At 60.3% G+C, this 13,330-nt stretch carries 12 protein-coding genes and 1 tRNA gene; 6 read left to right on the forward strand and 7 right to left on the reverse strand.

Annotated features, from left to right (window positions below; translation table 11 throughout):
• Positions 1–34: 34 nt before the first annotated feature.
• The 6 genes from AC1PQG_RS17125 to AC1PQG_RS17150 all read left to right on the forward strand — a co-directional run bounded on the left by AC1PQG_RS17125 (position 35) and on the right by AC1PQG_RS17150 (position 4,301).
• Entirely contained in the window at positions 35–829 is a 795-nt protein-coding gene (locus tag AC1PQG_RS17125) for an SDR family NAD(P)-dependent oxidoreductase (protein WP_481119023.1), read from the forward strand.
• Positions 830–852: 23 nt separating this feature from the next.
• Positions 853–1,767: an acetaldehyde dehydrogenase (acetylating) gene (locus tag AC1PQG_RS17130; RefSeq protein ID WP_481119024.1), complete on the forward strand. Its 915-nt coding sequence runs from the start codon at positions 853–855 to the stop codon at positions 1,765–1,767.
• Between the two features lie 10 nt (positions 1,768–1,777).
• The gene (gene dmpG, locus AC1PQG_RS17135; protein ID WP_481119025.1) at positions 1,778–2,809 is read left to right on the forward strand and encodes a 4-hydroxy-2-oxovalerate aldolase; all 1,032 of its coding nucleotides are present in this window, start codon (positions 1,778–1,780) and stop codon (positions 2,807–2,809) included.
• Positions 2,806–3,594, forward strand: a complete 789-nt coding sequence (gene dmpH, locus AC1PQG_RS17140) for a 2-oxo-3-hexenedioate decarboxylase (protein WP_481119026.1) — start codon at positions 2,806–2,808, stop codon at positions 3,592–3,594. The genes dmpG and dmpH overlap by 4 nt, the downstream gene beginning before the upstream one ends.
• A 29-nt stretch (positions 3,595–3,623) precedes the next feature.
• Entirely contained in the window at positions 3,624–3,815 is a 192-nt protein-coding gene (locus tag AC1PQG_RS17145) for a 2-hydroxymuconate tautomerase (protein ID WP_254051019.1), read from the forward strand.
• A 153-nt stretch (positions 3,816–3,968) separates the two neighbouring features.
• Positions 3,969–4,301 (forward strand): 2Fe-2S iron-sulfur cluster-binding protein, encoded by a 333-nt coding sequence (locus AC1PQG_RS17150; protein WP_481119027.1) that lies wholly within the window; start codon positions 3,969–3,971, stop codon positions 4,299–4,301.
• Positions 4,302–4,397: 96 nt separating this feature from the next.
• Here the strand turns inward: AC1PQG_RS17150 and AC1PQG_RS17155 are convergent.
• The 7 genes from AC1PQG_RS17155 to AC1PQG_RS17185 all read right to left on the reverse strand — a co-directional run bounded on the left by AC1PQG_RS17155 (position 4,398) and on the right by AC1PQG_RS17185 (position 12,886).
• A tRNA-Tyr gene (locus AC1PQG_RS17155) sits at positions 4,398–4,482 on the reverse strand.
• A 220-nt stretch (positions 4,483–4,702) separates the two neighbouring features.
• The gene (locus AC1PQG_RS17160; RefSeq protein WP_481119028.1) at positions 4,703–7,855 is read right to left on the reverse strand and encodes a BPTD_3080 family restriction endonuclease; all 3,153 of its coding nucleotides are present in this window, start codon (positions 7,853–7,855) and stop codon (positions 4,703–4,705) included.
• Position 7,856: 1 nt separating this feature from the next.
• On the reverse strand, positions 7,857–8,897 hold the full coding sequence (locus AC1PQG_RS17165) for a protein NO VEIN domain-containing protein (protein ID WP_481119029.1): 1,041 nt from the start codon (positions 8,895–8,897) through the stop codon (positions 7,857–7,859).
• Positions 8,897–11,635, reverse strand: coding sequence for a site-specific DNA-methyltransferase (locus AC1PQG_RS17170; RefSeq protein ID WP_481119030.1), 2,739 nt, complete (start codon positions 11,633–11,635; stop codon positions 8,897–8,899). The genes AC1PQG_RS17165 and AC1PQG_RS17170 overlap by 1 nt, the downstream gene beginning before the upstream one ends.
• A gap of 136 nt (positions 11,636–11,771) precedes the next feature.
• Positions 11,772–12,209 carry a hypothetical protein gene (locus tag AC1PQG_RS17175; RefSeq protein ID WP_481119031.1) on the reverse strand — a complete coding sequence of 146 codons (438 nt, stop codon included), beginning with the start codon at positions 12,207–12,209 and terminating at the stop codon, positions 11,772–11,774.
• A gap of 69 nt (positions 12,210–12,278) precedes the next feature.
• Positions 12,279–12,413, reverse strand: coding sequence for a hypothetical protein (locus tag AC1PQG_RS17180; protein ID WP_481119032.1), 135 nt, complete (start codon positions 12,411–12,413; stop codon positions 12,279–12,281).
• Positions 12,414–12,472: 59 nt separating this feature from the next.
• On the reverse strand, positions 12,473–12,886 hold the full coding sequence (locus tag AC1PQG_RS17185; RefSeq protein ID WP_481119033.1) for a DUF6573 family protein: 414 nt from the start codon (positions 12,884–12,886) through the stop codon (positions 12,473–12,475).
• Between the last annotated feature and the right edge of the window lie 444 nt (positions 12,887–13,330).

Genomic DNA, 13,330 nt, shown 5'->3' on the forward strand with positions numbered 1-13,330 from the left:
AGGCGAAGGGCCCGCTCACCCTCTGGAAACGCAAATGGATCTTCAACTCCTTGGCAAACACGCACTGGTGACCGGCTCGACGGCGGGCATCGGTTTCGCCACCGCCCAGCGCCTCGCCGCCGAAGGCGTGGCGGTAACGCTCAATGGACGTACCGCGGCCGGCGTCGACGCCGCCGTCCAGCGCCTGCGCGCCCTCCTCCCCGACGCGCGGGTCGACGGCATCGCCGCCGACCTCGCCGGCCCGGACGGCACCGCCCTTCTGGCGGAACGCTGCGAACACGTGGACATCCTGGTCAACAACCTCGGCATCTACGAGCCGAAGCCTTTCGAGGAAATCAGCGATGCGGACTGGCTGCGCTTCTTCGACGTGAATGTGATGAGCGGCGTGCGCCTGTCCCGCGTCGCCTTTCCGGCCATGAAACGGCGCAGCTTCGGGCGGATCATCTTCGTCTCCAGCGAATCCGGTCTCAATCCGCCGCCCGAGATGATCCATTACGGCATGACCAAGGCCGCCCAGCTGTCCATCGCCCGCGCCCTCGCCGAAGCGAGCAAGGGCAGCGCGGTCACCGTCAATGCGGTCCTCCCCGGCCCGACCCGTACCGAGGGCTCGCGCGCCTTCACCGAACGCCTGGCCCGCGAACAAGGCATCGACGAGGCTCAGGTGGAGCGCAACTATTTCGCCGAGGAGCGCCCTGCTTCGCTGCTCGGCCGCTTCATCGACCCGGCCGAAGTGGCCGCCACCATCACTTACCTATGCAGCCCCCTTGCCGCCGCGACCAACGGTTCATCCGTGCGCGTGGATGGCGGCGTCGTGCGCAGCATCGTTTGACGCACTTTCCCGAGGACATTGCGATGACCCAAAAAATCAAATGCGCCCTGATCGGCCCGGGCAACATCGGCACGGACCTGCTGGCCAAGCTGCAGCGCAGCCCCGTGCTGGAGCCGGTGTGGATGGTCGGCATCGACCCGGAATCGGACGGCCTCAAGCGCGCCCGTGAGATGGGCCTCAAGACCACCGCCGACGGCGTGGACGGCCTGCTGCCCCACGTGCTCGCCGACGGCGTGCAGATCGCCTTCGACGCCACCAGCGCCTACGTGCATGCCGAGAACAGCCGCAAGCTCAACGAACTGGGCGTGCTGATGGTCAACCTGACCCCCGCCGCCATCGGCCCCTACTGCGTGCCGCCGGTGAACCTCAAGCAGCACGTCGGCCAACGGGAAATGAACGTCAACATGGTCACCTGTGGTGGCCAGGCGACGATCCCGATGGTCGCCGCGATCTCCCGCGTGCAGCCAGTGGAGTACGGCGAAATCATCGCCACCGTCTCGTCCAAGAGCGCTGGCCCCGGCACCCGCAAGAACATCGACGAATTCACCCGCACCACCGCCGGCGCGGTCGAGAAGGTCGGCGGCGCCAAGAAAGGCAAGGCCATCATCATCATCAACCCGGCCGAACCCCCGCTGATGATGCGCGACACCGTGCATTGCCTCGTCGAAGGCGAGCCGCAGCAGGACGCGATCCGCGAATCCATTCAGGCCATGATCCAGGAAGTCCAGAAGTACGTGCCGGGCTACCGCCTGGTGAACGGCCCGGTCTTCGACGGCAACCGCGTGTCGGTTTATCTCGAAGTCGAAGGCCTCGGCGACTACCTGCCCAAGTACGCCGGCAACCTCGACATCATGACCGCCGCCGCCGCCCGTACCGCCGAGATGTTCGCCGAGGAAATCCTCGCCGGCCACCTGACCCTTCAACCCGTCACCGCCTAAGGAAAGCACCATGGAACTCAAAGGCAAAAAGATCCGCGTTCATGACATGACCCTGCGGGACGGCATGCACCCCAAGCGTCACCTGATGAGCCTCGAGCAGATGAAGAGCATCGCCACCGGCCTCGACGCCGCCGGCGTGCCGCTGATCGAAGTCACCCACGGCGACGGCCTCGGGGGCAGCTCGGTGAACTACGGCTTCCCGGCCCACACCGACGAGGAATACCTGTCCACCGTCATCCCGCTGATGAAGCAGGCCAAGGTCTCGGCGCTGCTGCTGCCGGGCATCGGCACTGTCGATCACCTGAAGATGGCCAAGGAGCTGGGCGTGTCGACGATCCGCGTCGCGACCCACTGCACCGAGGCCGATGTGTCCGAACAGCACATCACGATGGCCCGCAAGCTCGACATGGACACCGTCGGCTTCCTGATGATGGCCCACATGAACAGCCCCGAAGGGCTGGTCAAGCAGGCCAAGCTGATGGAGAGCTACGGCGCCAACTGCATCTACGTGACCGACTCGGCCGGCCACCTGCTGCCCGACACCGTCAAGGCCCGCCTCAGCGCGGTGCGTGAAGCGCTGAAGCCGGAGACCGAGCTGGGTTTCCACGGCCACCACAACCTGGCGATGGGCGTGGCCAACAGCATCGCCGCCATCGAAGTGGGCGCCACGCGCATCGACGCGGCCGCCGCCGGCCTGGGTGCCGGGGCTGGCAACACGCCGATGGAAGTGCTGATCGCCGTGTGCAGCCTGATGGGCATCGAGACCGGCGTGGATGTTGCGAAGATCACCGACGTGGCCGAAGACCTGGTGGTGCCGATCATGGACTTCCCGATCCGCATCGACCGCGACGCACTGACCCTTGGCTACGCCGGCGTGTATGGCTCCTTCCTGCTGTTCGCCAAGCGCGCGTCCAAGAAGTACGGCGTGCCGGCCCGCGACATCCTGGTCGAGCTGGGCCGTCGTGGCATGGTCGGCGGGCAGGAGGACATGATCGAAGACACGGCCATCACGATGGCGCGCGAGCGGGGGCTTGCAGCATGAAACTCGATACCAAGACCATCGCCCAACTGGCGGAACACCTGGAAAACTGCCAGCTGGAAGCCCGCGACACACCGAAGATCACTGACCAGCATCCGGACATGGACTGGGACGATGCCTACGCGATCCAGCGGGAAATCCTCCGCCGCAAGCTCGGGCGCGGCCGCCGCGTGATCGGCCTGAAGGCCGGCCTCACCTCCCACGCCAAGATGAAGCAGATGGGCGTCACCAGCCCGGTCTTCGGCTTCATGACCGACGACTACGTGGTGCCGGACTGCGGCGAAGTGAAGGTTGCCGAGCTGATCCACCCCAAGGTCGAGCCGGAAATCGCCTTCGTGCTCAAGCACCCCCTGCGCGGCCCCGGCTGCCATGTGGGCGCCGTGCTGGCCGCCACCGAATACCTGTTGCCGGGCGTCGAAGTCATCGACAGCCGCTACCAGGACTTCAAGTTCGACCTGAAGAGCGTGATCGCCGACAACACCTCGGCCAGCCGCTTCGTGGTCGGCGGCGTACCGACGGCAGCGACCGGCATCGACCTGGCCACCCTCGGCGTCGTCATGGAGAAGAACGGCGAGCCCGTCGCCATGGGCGTCGGCGCCGCAGTGCTGGGCAACCCGGCCTCTGCCGTGGCGATGCTCGCCAACCACCTGGCAAACCACGGCGAAGAAATCCCCGCCGGCGCCGTCGTGCTCTCCGGCGGCATCACCGAGGCCGTGGCCGTGGCTGCCGGTGACACCGTCACGCTGCGGGTCCATGGTATGGGCTCCACGACCCTGCGCTTCGTTTGATCCCCCCCACCGAGAAAAGGAAGACAGCAATGCCGTTCGCACAAATCTACATGATCGAAGGCCGCAACGAAGAACAGAAGCGGGCCGTCATCGAGAAGGTCAGCCAGGCGCTGGTGGAAGCCACCGGCGCGCCGAAGGAGGCGATCCGCGTCTGGATCTCGGAAGTACCCAAGACCAACTGGGGCATCGCCGGGCAGACGGCGAAGGATCTGGGTCGCTGACCCTTCCCTCCCCAAGCGCGAAGACGTGGCGGCCGACTCCCCGGCCGCCACAGGCATATCCGGCGTCAGGCCCCGAAGGCCGGGACAACAAGCACGGGACAAGGCTCCACCCCGAAGAGCCTCCCGGAAACAACACTCCATACGGAGGAGACCATGGCGGAACGCCATTCCATCCACCTCGCCAATACCGACGAGCGCTACCCCTGCGCCGAGAGTCAGGACATCCTGCGGGCCATGGAAGTCCTCGGCCGCAAGGGCATTCCCGTTGGCTGCCGCGGCGGCGGATGCGGCATCTGCAAGGTGCGCATCACCCACGGCCCCTATGAAATCCGGAAGATGAGCCGGGCCTTCGTCAGCGAGCGCGAGGAAGACTCAGGCGTCGTCCTCGCCTGCCGCGTCTTTCCGCGCGGCGATCTGCGCCTGGATGCGCTGGACGTGCTCGCCCGCTGCGTGGAACGCAAGGCGAAGGCTGGAGCCTCGGGTTAACACGCCTTTTTCCAGATCCCTGCGCCAAAGCATGGCACCCTGCTGCGCACAGCAAAAAGGCCCAAGCTTACGCTTGGGCCTTTTTACGAATTCTTGTGGTGGAGGGGGAAGGATTCGAACCTTCGAAGGCAGTGCCGTCAGATTTACAGTCTGATCCCTTTGACCGCTCGGGAACCCCTCCACGGGATGCTGCTGATTTGAAGTACCATCAAGCAAGTCTTGTTGGCACTCTTTGAAACTTTGGTGGCCGAATGCCTATCGAACCACCTAAAAAAACTCTTTTAAAACAGCGGCTCTGCAGAGCCGCCAAAACCAGTTGCCCCCAGAGTTGCCCCCTCGACTACTGGCTGCTCGGGACAAAGCTACTTGCCCCTGCATTTGAGGACGCGAATTATAGCGGCTTATACGTGGTCAAGCAACTGCATCAGGTCGGCAGGATGCTTCATCAGGTGGTAGCTCCAGTTGCCGAAGCGCCCATCGCGGTTCACTGCTTCGCACCATCGCTTGGCTGCCGCCGCCTTCACGAGCGCATCGTCTATCACTTGCCCCTTGAGCTCCACCACCAGCTTTTCTCCAGATACCAACTCCACGATGAAATCAGGCAGATAGCTCCGCTTGGTTCCATCCTTCCGATACGGAACGATGAAGCCGAGATGGTCGTTCTTGACCCAGGCGCGAACTTGGTTGTGGGTATCGAGGCAGTAGGCTGCGCTCTGCTCCCACTGCCTGGTATCGGCCACCATCGCGTTCAAGTGGCTGCGAGTCACCGGCCATAGGTCGCGCCCGGTGGCGAACTCAACATAGCGGGTGGAGCGCATCCCTGCGGTTCCTGCCGCGATGATGGGTCGCTCCTGCGCCTGTCCGCTCTCATCGACAGCCTGCAGATTGTCGATAATGCGGCCCACCGCCTTACCGAAGTAAGGGTTCAGGGCTACATCCTGAGTAGCGCGGTTGCCCTTGCAGTTGAGCTTGGTGGCGAGGAACCGTTGAGCGTAAGCCAGAAGTTGAGGGAAGAGGCGATGGGTCGGGATGCCATCGCCTTTATCGCGTTGCCACTGTTTGACCAGCGTGCTCGCCAGGTTGAAAGCCACCTGCTGCACCCGGATGCGCTCACGCCACGCCTCCAGCGTCACCAGCTCTGCCGCGCCGGGGCCGTAAGCCGCGAGGCTGCCATCGGCTCCCGCCAAGCCCTTCATCAGCGTCGAGTCTGGCACTTCGAGTGGGTCCAGCGTCAGCGTCGGCACTTTCGACCAATCCAGCGAGACACGGGTAATGCCAGGGTCCGCATAGCCCTCCACTACAGGGAAGGTGATTTCAAAGTCGGCCTTGGCCGGGTCCGCGTAAATCTGGTTCGACGGCGGCGTCGGTGGCGGTGCCGTGCCGCCTTCTACCTTGAACGGAATCAACTCAAAGGGCACGCCGAACACCTTGGCGGTTTCCTCCCGAAAGAAGCCGGTGGCCTCGTCGATGGCATAGGACGTGCGGCGCAGCGCCCGTCCCACGACCTGTTCACACAGCAACTGAGAACCAAACGGGCGCAGGCCAACGATGTGCGTCACCGTCGTGCAGTCCCACCCTTCCGAGAGCATCGCCACGCTGATGATACAGCGCACATCCCGGCCGGGAGGAACGCTTGCGTCGATGGTCATCAAGCCGCTGTCGTCAGCGTCGTCCAGCGCCTTGCGATTGTGCTTCTCGACCAGCGCCTCGTATTCTTCGGGGACGTGACCACCCGGCCAGGCCGTCTTGCCGATGGTTTCCAGCACGAAGCGCAGACGCCGTGCCTCGTCGCTACCGCTGGCACCCGAAGCAATGTCTTCGGCAACCTTGCTGTCCACCCGGATGGTGTTCTCGTGGCCGGGCTTGTTACGGAACTCGGCCGGTGACTGGCCGTAGTCCGAGTTCCCGTTCGCCAGCCATTCATACAACTCCTTGGCCAGGGCCGTATCGCGGCACACGACGATGAACACGGGCGGCACATCGCTCTTGCGGAAGCCCTCCTTGAACTGGGCTTTCCACACATCCAGCGTTTTGCGCCACTCATCGGCAAGCTGCGTGACCGGGGTGGTCGCATAGCGCATCACCATCTCCGGCGAGAGCTTCCCCTTGCCCCCGCCGTCTTGCTCAATACGCTCCTGCACCCAGCGCCACACGTTGAAGTAGGCTGGGGTCTCGTTGCCAGTAACGTCCTGGGTCGGCAACTGCGGGATTTTTACCAGCCCGGCTTCGATACCCTCCAGCAGGCTGAAATCCGACACCACCCAAGGAAACGGCCTCCCAACCTCGTTGCCCGACCCCTGGATGTAAAACGGGGTCGCAGACAGGTCGATGCACAGACGCACGCCATTCCTGCTTCCGTTCAATGCCTTGTTGATGCGGTCCAGCCCCTCAATCCAGACAGTGGCTTCGCGTGCATCCGCGTCGGCAGTCTCCTCGTCCAGCGCGTATTCGTCATCGGGCTCGGCCTTGCCGCGCCGGTAGGCATGATGGGCCTCATCGTTCATCACCATGATGGCAGCGCTGCGCCCCTTGCGGTTGCCCAGCACGCGGCGCAGAAAGGCCGTATCGCTCTCGTAGTATTTGGTCTCCTTGACGTCGAAAGCGGTCAGGGTGCCGTGACGGTCCTTCACCTCGCTGACAATGTCGAAAGCTCCAGTCAGCGCCTGTTGGCGGATGTCGGCCTCGGTCAGTTGGTCCCGGCCGCCCAGCTTCACCGTTCTCCGCTTCTCGACCGGGATACCCCGCTTCACCACCCTGGCAGAAGTCCCATTCACGTCCGACAGCTCGCGGCGTTCGAGATTGTGCCAGTTGGTCACGAACACCTCGCCTCGCCGCAGCTCAGCCATGCGATGCAGCGGCACCAGCTCGCGGGTGCGATACAGGCTGATTTCGTCCAGATTCGGGTCGAGTTCGCGCAGGCGGTCGCGGATGGTGACGTTCGGGCAGACGATGAGCACCGTATCCGAGTAAGCCGGATTCGTGGAGTCGGCGACCTTGTTCAGTATCGACCAGGCGGCGAGCATGCCCATCACAGTGCTCTTGCCCGACCCGGTGCACATCTTCACCGCGTAGCGGATGAATGCCTTGTAGCCAGCGTTTTTGGCCTCATCGCCCGGCTCGTCGGTCGGGATGCGGACACCCTGCTTGAGGTCGTCCGGTCCCTCCACGAGGAACAATACGGTTTCGACCGCCTCCAGCTGGGCGAAGAACAGCCGCTGCTTGCGGTCGGGGGACCGCCACAGCGCAATCAGCTCCTTCGTGACCTTGGTCGCCCCGTTGTAGTCACGGGCGCGCCACTCCTTCAGCCGCTGACGGATGAGATTGGCGGTATCGAGCAGGTATTCGTTGCCTTTGGCGTCTTGTTCGAAGAGTGCGGTCTGCTTCTTGGCCTTCCTGCCTCGGCCAGAATGTTCTGGCACCCGGAAGAAGTAGCTAGCCGGCCGACGGCCGTCGCGCTTCTGCGGTGCTTGGCCTTCCTCGATGTGCCAATGGAACCTTGGTTCGTCAAACGGGGAATTGATGATGGGTTCTTCGACGGCGTTGATTTGTGACATATCAACTCCTGTCGTTAGGAAGGGGGCGAGCTACAGCCGCTGTTTTTTCATCCAGAGCGATAGTCAGTGCTGGCTTTTGCGACCGTAAGAGCACATTTCCACCAATAAATGTAGGAAAAAAATCATACAAAATCGGTGTCGATAGCGCACAACAAACGACGCAAATACGATATTTTTCGTGATGCTCACGGAGCCTCTTATATTCATTCGGTGTTAGCTCGAAGCTTACCGAAGAGCATGATATTCCTTTGACCTCCACATACAATTCATCGCGCGTCCCCTTGTCGATGATTAAATCCCAACCGAGATTCTCGCTTTCAACGGACTCGATACTGGATTTCGGATTTTTATTCTTGTAGTACGCCAACACCTCGGCCACAGCAGCGCGTTCAACGTTCGCATTGTGTTCAGGGTCGGAGAAGTTTGAACGGCTTGAAAAACCTGGGCCAAGATTTAAATCTGCTGAGCCTGCAGCACTCCTGTTGTCCATGTACTGACGCAGCTTTTCAACGAAATCGGAAACTCTCTCTTCCTTTAAATTCATCAATGGGTACCATACGTGCGCAGTGCCCATAAAGCCTTTGCTCCCATAATTTATTTCAAAGTCACGCTCATTCTCAGGCAACAAAGTCACCGACTCAGCACACCCCTTCACAAGATAGGGAAGTGACTCTGTATCAAGGCCTGGAATAGAGTCATCATTTCGTTCAAAATAACGCTTATGGAATAAGGTCGAGTTTCTGTACCAGCCGACAACTACCACACCTTTTTTTGGATGCGGCGCAACGAAAACCACATCCACGTTTTCAAGGCTTTCTCCGATAACCCATTTTTTCTTACTTCCTTGAATCTTCGACAGGTCAAGCCCCGCGGAATCGGGAGTGGTTCCGTATCCGTAATATGTTCCGTTGTAAGATTTGAAATTCAAGACCTCAGCACCTGTAGCATGGTCCTTGATAAATTTCGCATCGCTATGAATATCAGCAGGGCCATCGTAGCGGTCCATGTAGCCAATACGAAGAACAACAATAGGATTTGGCATTACGCGCTTACCTCCAGCACCCGCATAAGCTCATTGCCCCGCTCATCAATTACCTTCACTGCAATGCGCCGCCGCTCGCCCAACACAAAAGGCTCGCTGGTAGTGCCTGCTAGATGCGACCACACGGATTCATCGAAGCTGGCTTTCAGGGACTTCTGCAAGTTGTCCCAGGCGCTGGTCTTGGGGAAGAACACCTGGGTAGCCTGGAAGGAGCCCGTGGGGTCGTAATCGGTGTCGAGCATCCAGCACGGCAGGTTCTCCCCCTCAATGGACTCCTGTTCCATGTTGGCGGGGTTGAACACGTCTAGGCCTTTCACCTCGACGCGATACAGCGCCTCGCCAGCGCCGTTCCTCTCGGCGAGCTTGGTCAGCCTCACATCTGGCAAGCCGGTCACCGAGAAGATTTCGGAGGCTCGGGTGGTCTTGAGCAGGTCGCTCATGGCCACGTCCGGGGTAACGGCGACATAGGTGCAGTGGATGCGCAGCTTGGGGTTGCCGTCCTTGTTGCGCTCCTCGATGAGCTCCCGCGCCTTGGCCTGGATGGCAAAAGCGAAGAAGTACAGATGGTCGTAGCGCAGGAAGTGGGCTTCGCGCGCCGCCTCGAACACCATGTCGGCCGAGACCGCGCCGGATTCGGGGCCGAAGACGATGGCGATGCGCTTACCCTCCGCATCGGCCGCTTCCGCGTGCAGGATGTCGCCGTCGCTGTTGCGGCGAACCTGCTCGAGCACCAGTTCCTGATTGCCGGGCAAACGCAGGGTCTTGGACTGGCGCAAGACCTGGGTCATGCGTTCGATGTGGGTTGCAGCATCACTGTAGACGGCCTGGGCCTCACGCACGGCCTGAACCGAATCGTAATCTGCCGGTTCGTCGTCCACGCCGGTTTCATCAAGCGTCTGGGCTGGCGCGATAGTCGCCTCAACGACGAAGGGCCCAGCTACCCGCACCACGTCCTTCCTTTTTTCCGGCCGGTCTACTAGGACTTCCATCACAGGTTGCTCATCGTTGGCGATGGACTTCAGAGTGACGTGGGGTACCAGCCCGCCTACTTCTTCGCCTCTCCGGTTCTGCTGGCGCTTATAGACGAATCCGCCGGCCGGCCCGAGCTTAGAGTCTTTTAGGTCGTAATAAGGGAAGGTCGCAGTCAACATGCGCTGACGAGCCAAGGCCAAAGGCACCCGCGAAGTGTCACAGGTAATCCAACGTCTGCCCCATTGTTCGGCGACATAAGCTGTAGTGCCTGAACCACATGTCGGGTCAAAAACTAAATCCCCGGGGTCAGTGCACATTAACAAGCACTTTTGGACCTGCCGCGTAGAAGTTTGAACGACATATACTTTTTCATATGAAGTACTCGCCGACCCTCCATCCGTCCAAATATTTGTCATCGTCATCAGAGGGTTGTCATCATAGTACGCCACAAAATACGGCAACTGCCCCATCTGAATTAGTCGATTCTTCTCTTTTAACCTCTCAATTCCATTTCTATTTGTTCGCCAACTTCTTCGCTGAGCAGATATAGCCTTCCCATTTAGTTCAAAGGGAAAAGTACAGGTGGGCGTAAATCCAGAGGAAAGCATTCCCTGAGGGCAGAAAAGCTTCCAATCCTCTGGCAAAGATTCGATATTATCAAGTTCGTCTTTGGTTAGCCTGCGACGCTCACCGTTTGGGAGCTCCACCCAGTCATATCTAGATTCCGCACCTTTTTCTTTCTTGTCAAAAATAGGTCGAAATTTTATTTTCTGAATATCTTTAGCAAACCAGAGGATATAGTCAGCAACATTCGCCATCCCACCGGTTCCGAGGGGCGACAACTTCTTTAAAGTGATAAGAGAAAAGAAGTTGTCCGAGCCAAAAACCTCATCAAGCAGCTCTTTGACATGATGCAAATTTGTGTCGGAAATCTGAACAAATATGCTGCCGCTCTCAGTCAACAACTCTTTCGCTAGAATCAAACGGTCGCGAAGATAAGTGAGATAAGAGTGCAGACCCAACTCCCATGTGTCCCGATAGGCTTTTACCATCTCAGGCTCACGAGTCATCTCATCATCAACGCCGTGCTTTACGTCTTTCCTACGAACAAATGGTTGAAAATTTGACCCAAATTTTACGCCGTAAGGAGGGTCGAAATAAACCATTTGAACCTGCCCTCCCAAGCCCTCGAACTCCAGCATTGAGTTCATGACTTGCAAGCTGTCACCCAGAATCATGCGGTTGCGCCACGGCCCCTTATGCTCGTAGGCATCAAGCCGGTCGGTGACGTCCAGTTGCGGGTCGCCGAACAGGTCGAGGGTTGTGCCCTTGGCCTTGCGGCTCTTGATGCCATCGAGAATGGCCTTCGTCGAGTGGTTCTCATGGACGAACAGCGGCGTGGTCGGCACGCTGAGTTGATGCCGCTCCGCCTTTCCAGCCCAGTTCAGGAAGGGCTTAGAAAGCGCTTGCAGCAGCCCGGCCGCAGCCTTGAGGGACTGCACCTGCACCCCGCCGCCCTGCCAAACCTGCGGAGCCGCGAAGACGGCCGCCTCGCCTTCATCCGCGCAACGGGCAACCAGGCCAATCAGCCATTCGCCGAGTTCACGTTCGCGGTTCTCGTCCCAGGACAGCGCCGGGTCGAGACTGGAATCGTAGCTGTAGACCCGATTCGGCCTCTTTATGCTGAACTGGTCCTGTACGCCCACATCCGGGCGTTGCACCGCTTCTTGTTTGTGTTCGTACCGCTGGGCTGACGAGTCGTTCACCGGGGCTCCCTGTTCCGTGGCTTGTTATTCGAACAATCTGAAATGATAGCGCCTTGATGTTGAATGGTCATTCATTCAACATGACGAGGTGCTCGCCTTGGGTCGGTCAGCCTCCGGCCCAAGACCGCGCCTGACATTAGTGAAGCTTGACGACACCCGACGGCAGCAGCCAGCGCAACAGCCAGCGGCGCCAAGCGGGCAGCATTTCCAGCCACTCGGGGGCCACGTCCAGTTGCGCTTCTGCAGTATCTGGATGAGCGACACTGGATTTTGGCAGGAGTTCAGCAAGCACGGCATCAGCCGGCTCGCCGGCCTTCGTCCTGGCAGCCAAGGTTTTCAGCATCGGGTGCAGTTCGATGGGGGCAGTGATACTCAATTGTTTGAATCCCAGTTGCTCCGCCTGCTCCCGGCAGCGTCGAACTCGCTCAGCACCAGCCGTGCTGGCTTTCTTTTTCTCGTCAGGCACCCACGCGCGGACGGGTTTCAAGCCAAGTCCGCGGGCAGCGTCGGCGACGTCAAGGGGCTTGTCACCACCGAGGGTATCGAGGGTGGGGGTGGAAATGGGGTCGGTCATCATCTGCTCCGTTACATGAAAGGGTTACATGTACGTATAGGAATGCCGACCCCATTTTTTCATCGTAACTTAGAGATTATTTTCCAAGTCCGACGACGACCAGGGGTTGCTGTGGCCGTAAGGGTTGCCGCCTACATCGACACCGCCGATGTCATCGCCGGTCATTGGAAGGCCGGTGGCCGGGTTGATGGGATTGCAGGACATGGTTCTTCTCCTTTCAGGGTAAAGAGTGACCCGCCGACTGTCGGCGGGGTGGAGGGAAATCAGTCTTCGTTCGGTAGCAAGATGGTGACGACCGGCTCGCCGGCATCGCCGGGGCCAATGTGCATATGAAGCGTCGTTAGCCGGGGCCGAGTGGCACGCCCACCGCGCGGAATCCGGTAGAGCTGAAAGGGAACGCGGTTCCCCTGGGCTTTGCGCGCGGTAATCGCGGCCATCCACGCGACGTCCCAAAGCCTGCCGGTTTCGTCTTGGCGAGTTTGGCGCTGGCTATCCGCCTCGCTCCACTCCACACAATCCGCCCACGCGGCGGCGGTCATTGCTACCGGAAGGCAAAAACCTGCTTCACGGGCCGTTTCTGTCACGTCGACCAACGTGCCATCGGCTATCGCGTCGGCCCTTGTGTACGCGTAAATCACGTTGCCGAAGAGGGATTCGAGTCTGTCGGTAGTGGTCATGGTGTTGCTCCTTTCAAACCTGCTGGGTTCCAAGATTCCGAGCCCCCGTACTGGCCTTGCCGGCTGGGCGTAAGGGGTAGTTGCTGCTTTCCGCTGTACTTCCTGAGTTCGTCGCCCTGCGACTGCTGCACCCAGGCCAGAGGGGCAGCCAGCAAGAGCGCTGCCGAGGCCGCAGCCCGCAAGGGAACGGGCGAAGGAGCGCACACGTGCCGCAGGCTCTTGCGGGTTGGCCGGCCTGGGTGAAGGTCGCCGTTGATGGGCGTCGGACTCGGGAGGCGGAAGGCTCATCTCATGCGCCGAGGCCGGTTGTCGCGGCAACCAAGCCGCGACACCTCGCACGGTCTGGCAACAGTCCGTGCCATTACACAAGAGCTGAGAATTGTCTATTTATGGCGGCCAATAACCAGCAAATATAGATGCTCAGGATTTTTGGCGGGTTGATAT

The organism is Zoogloea sp. GDB6 (assembly GCF_056724105.1).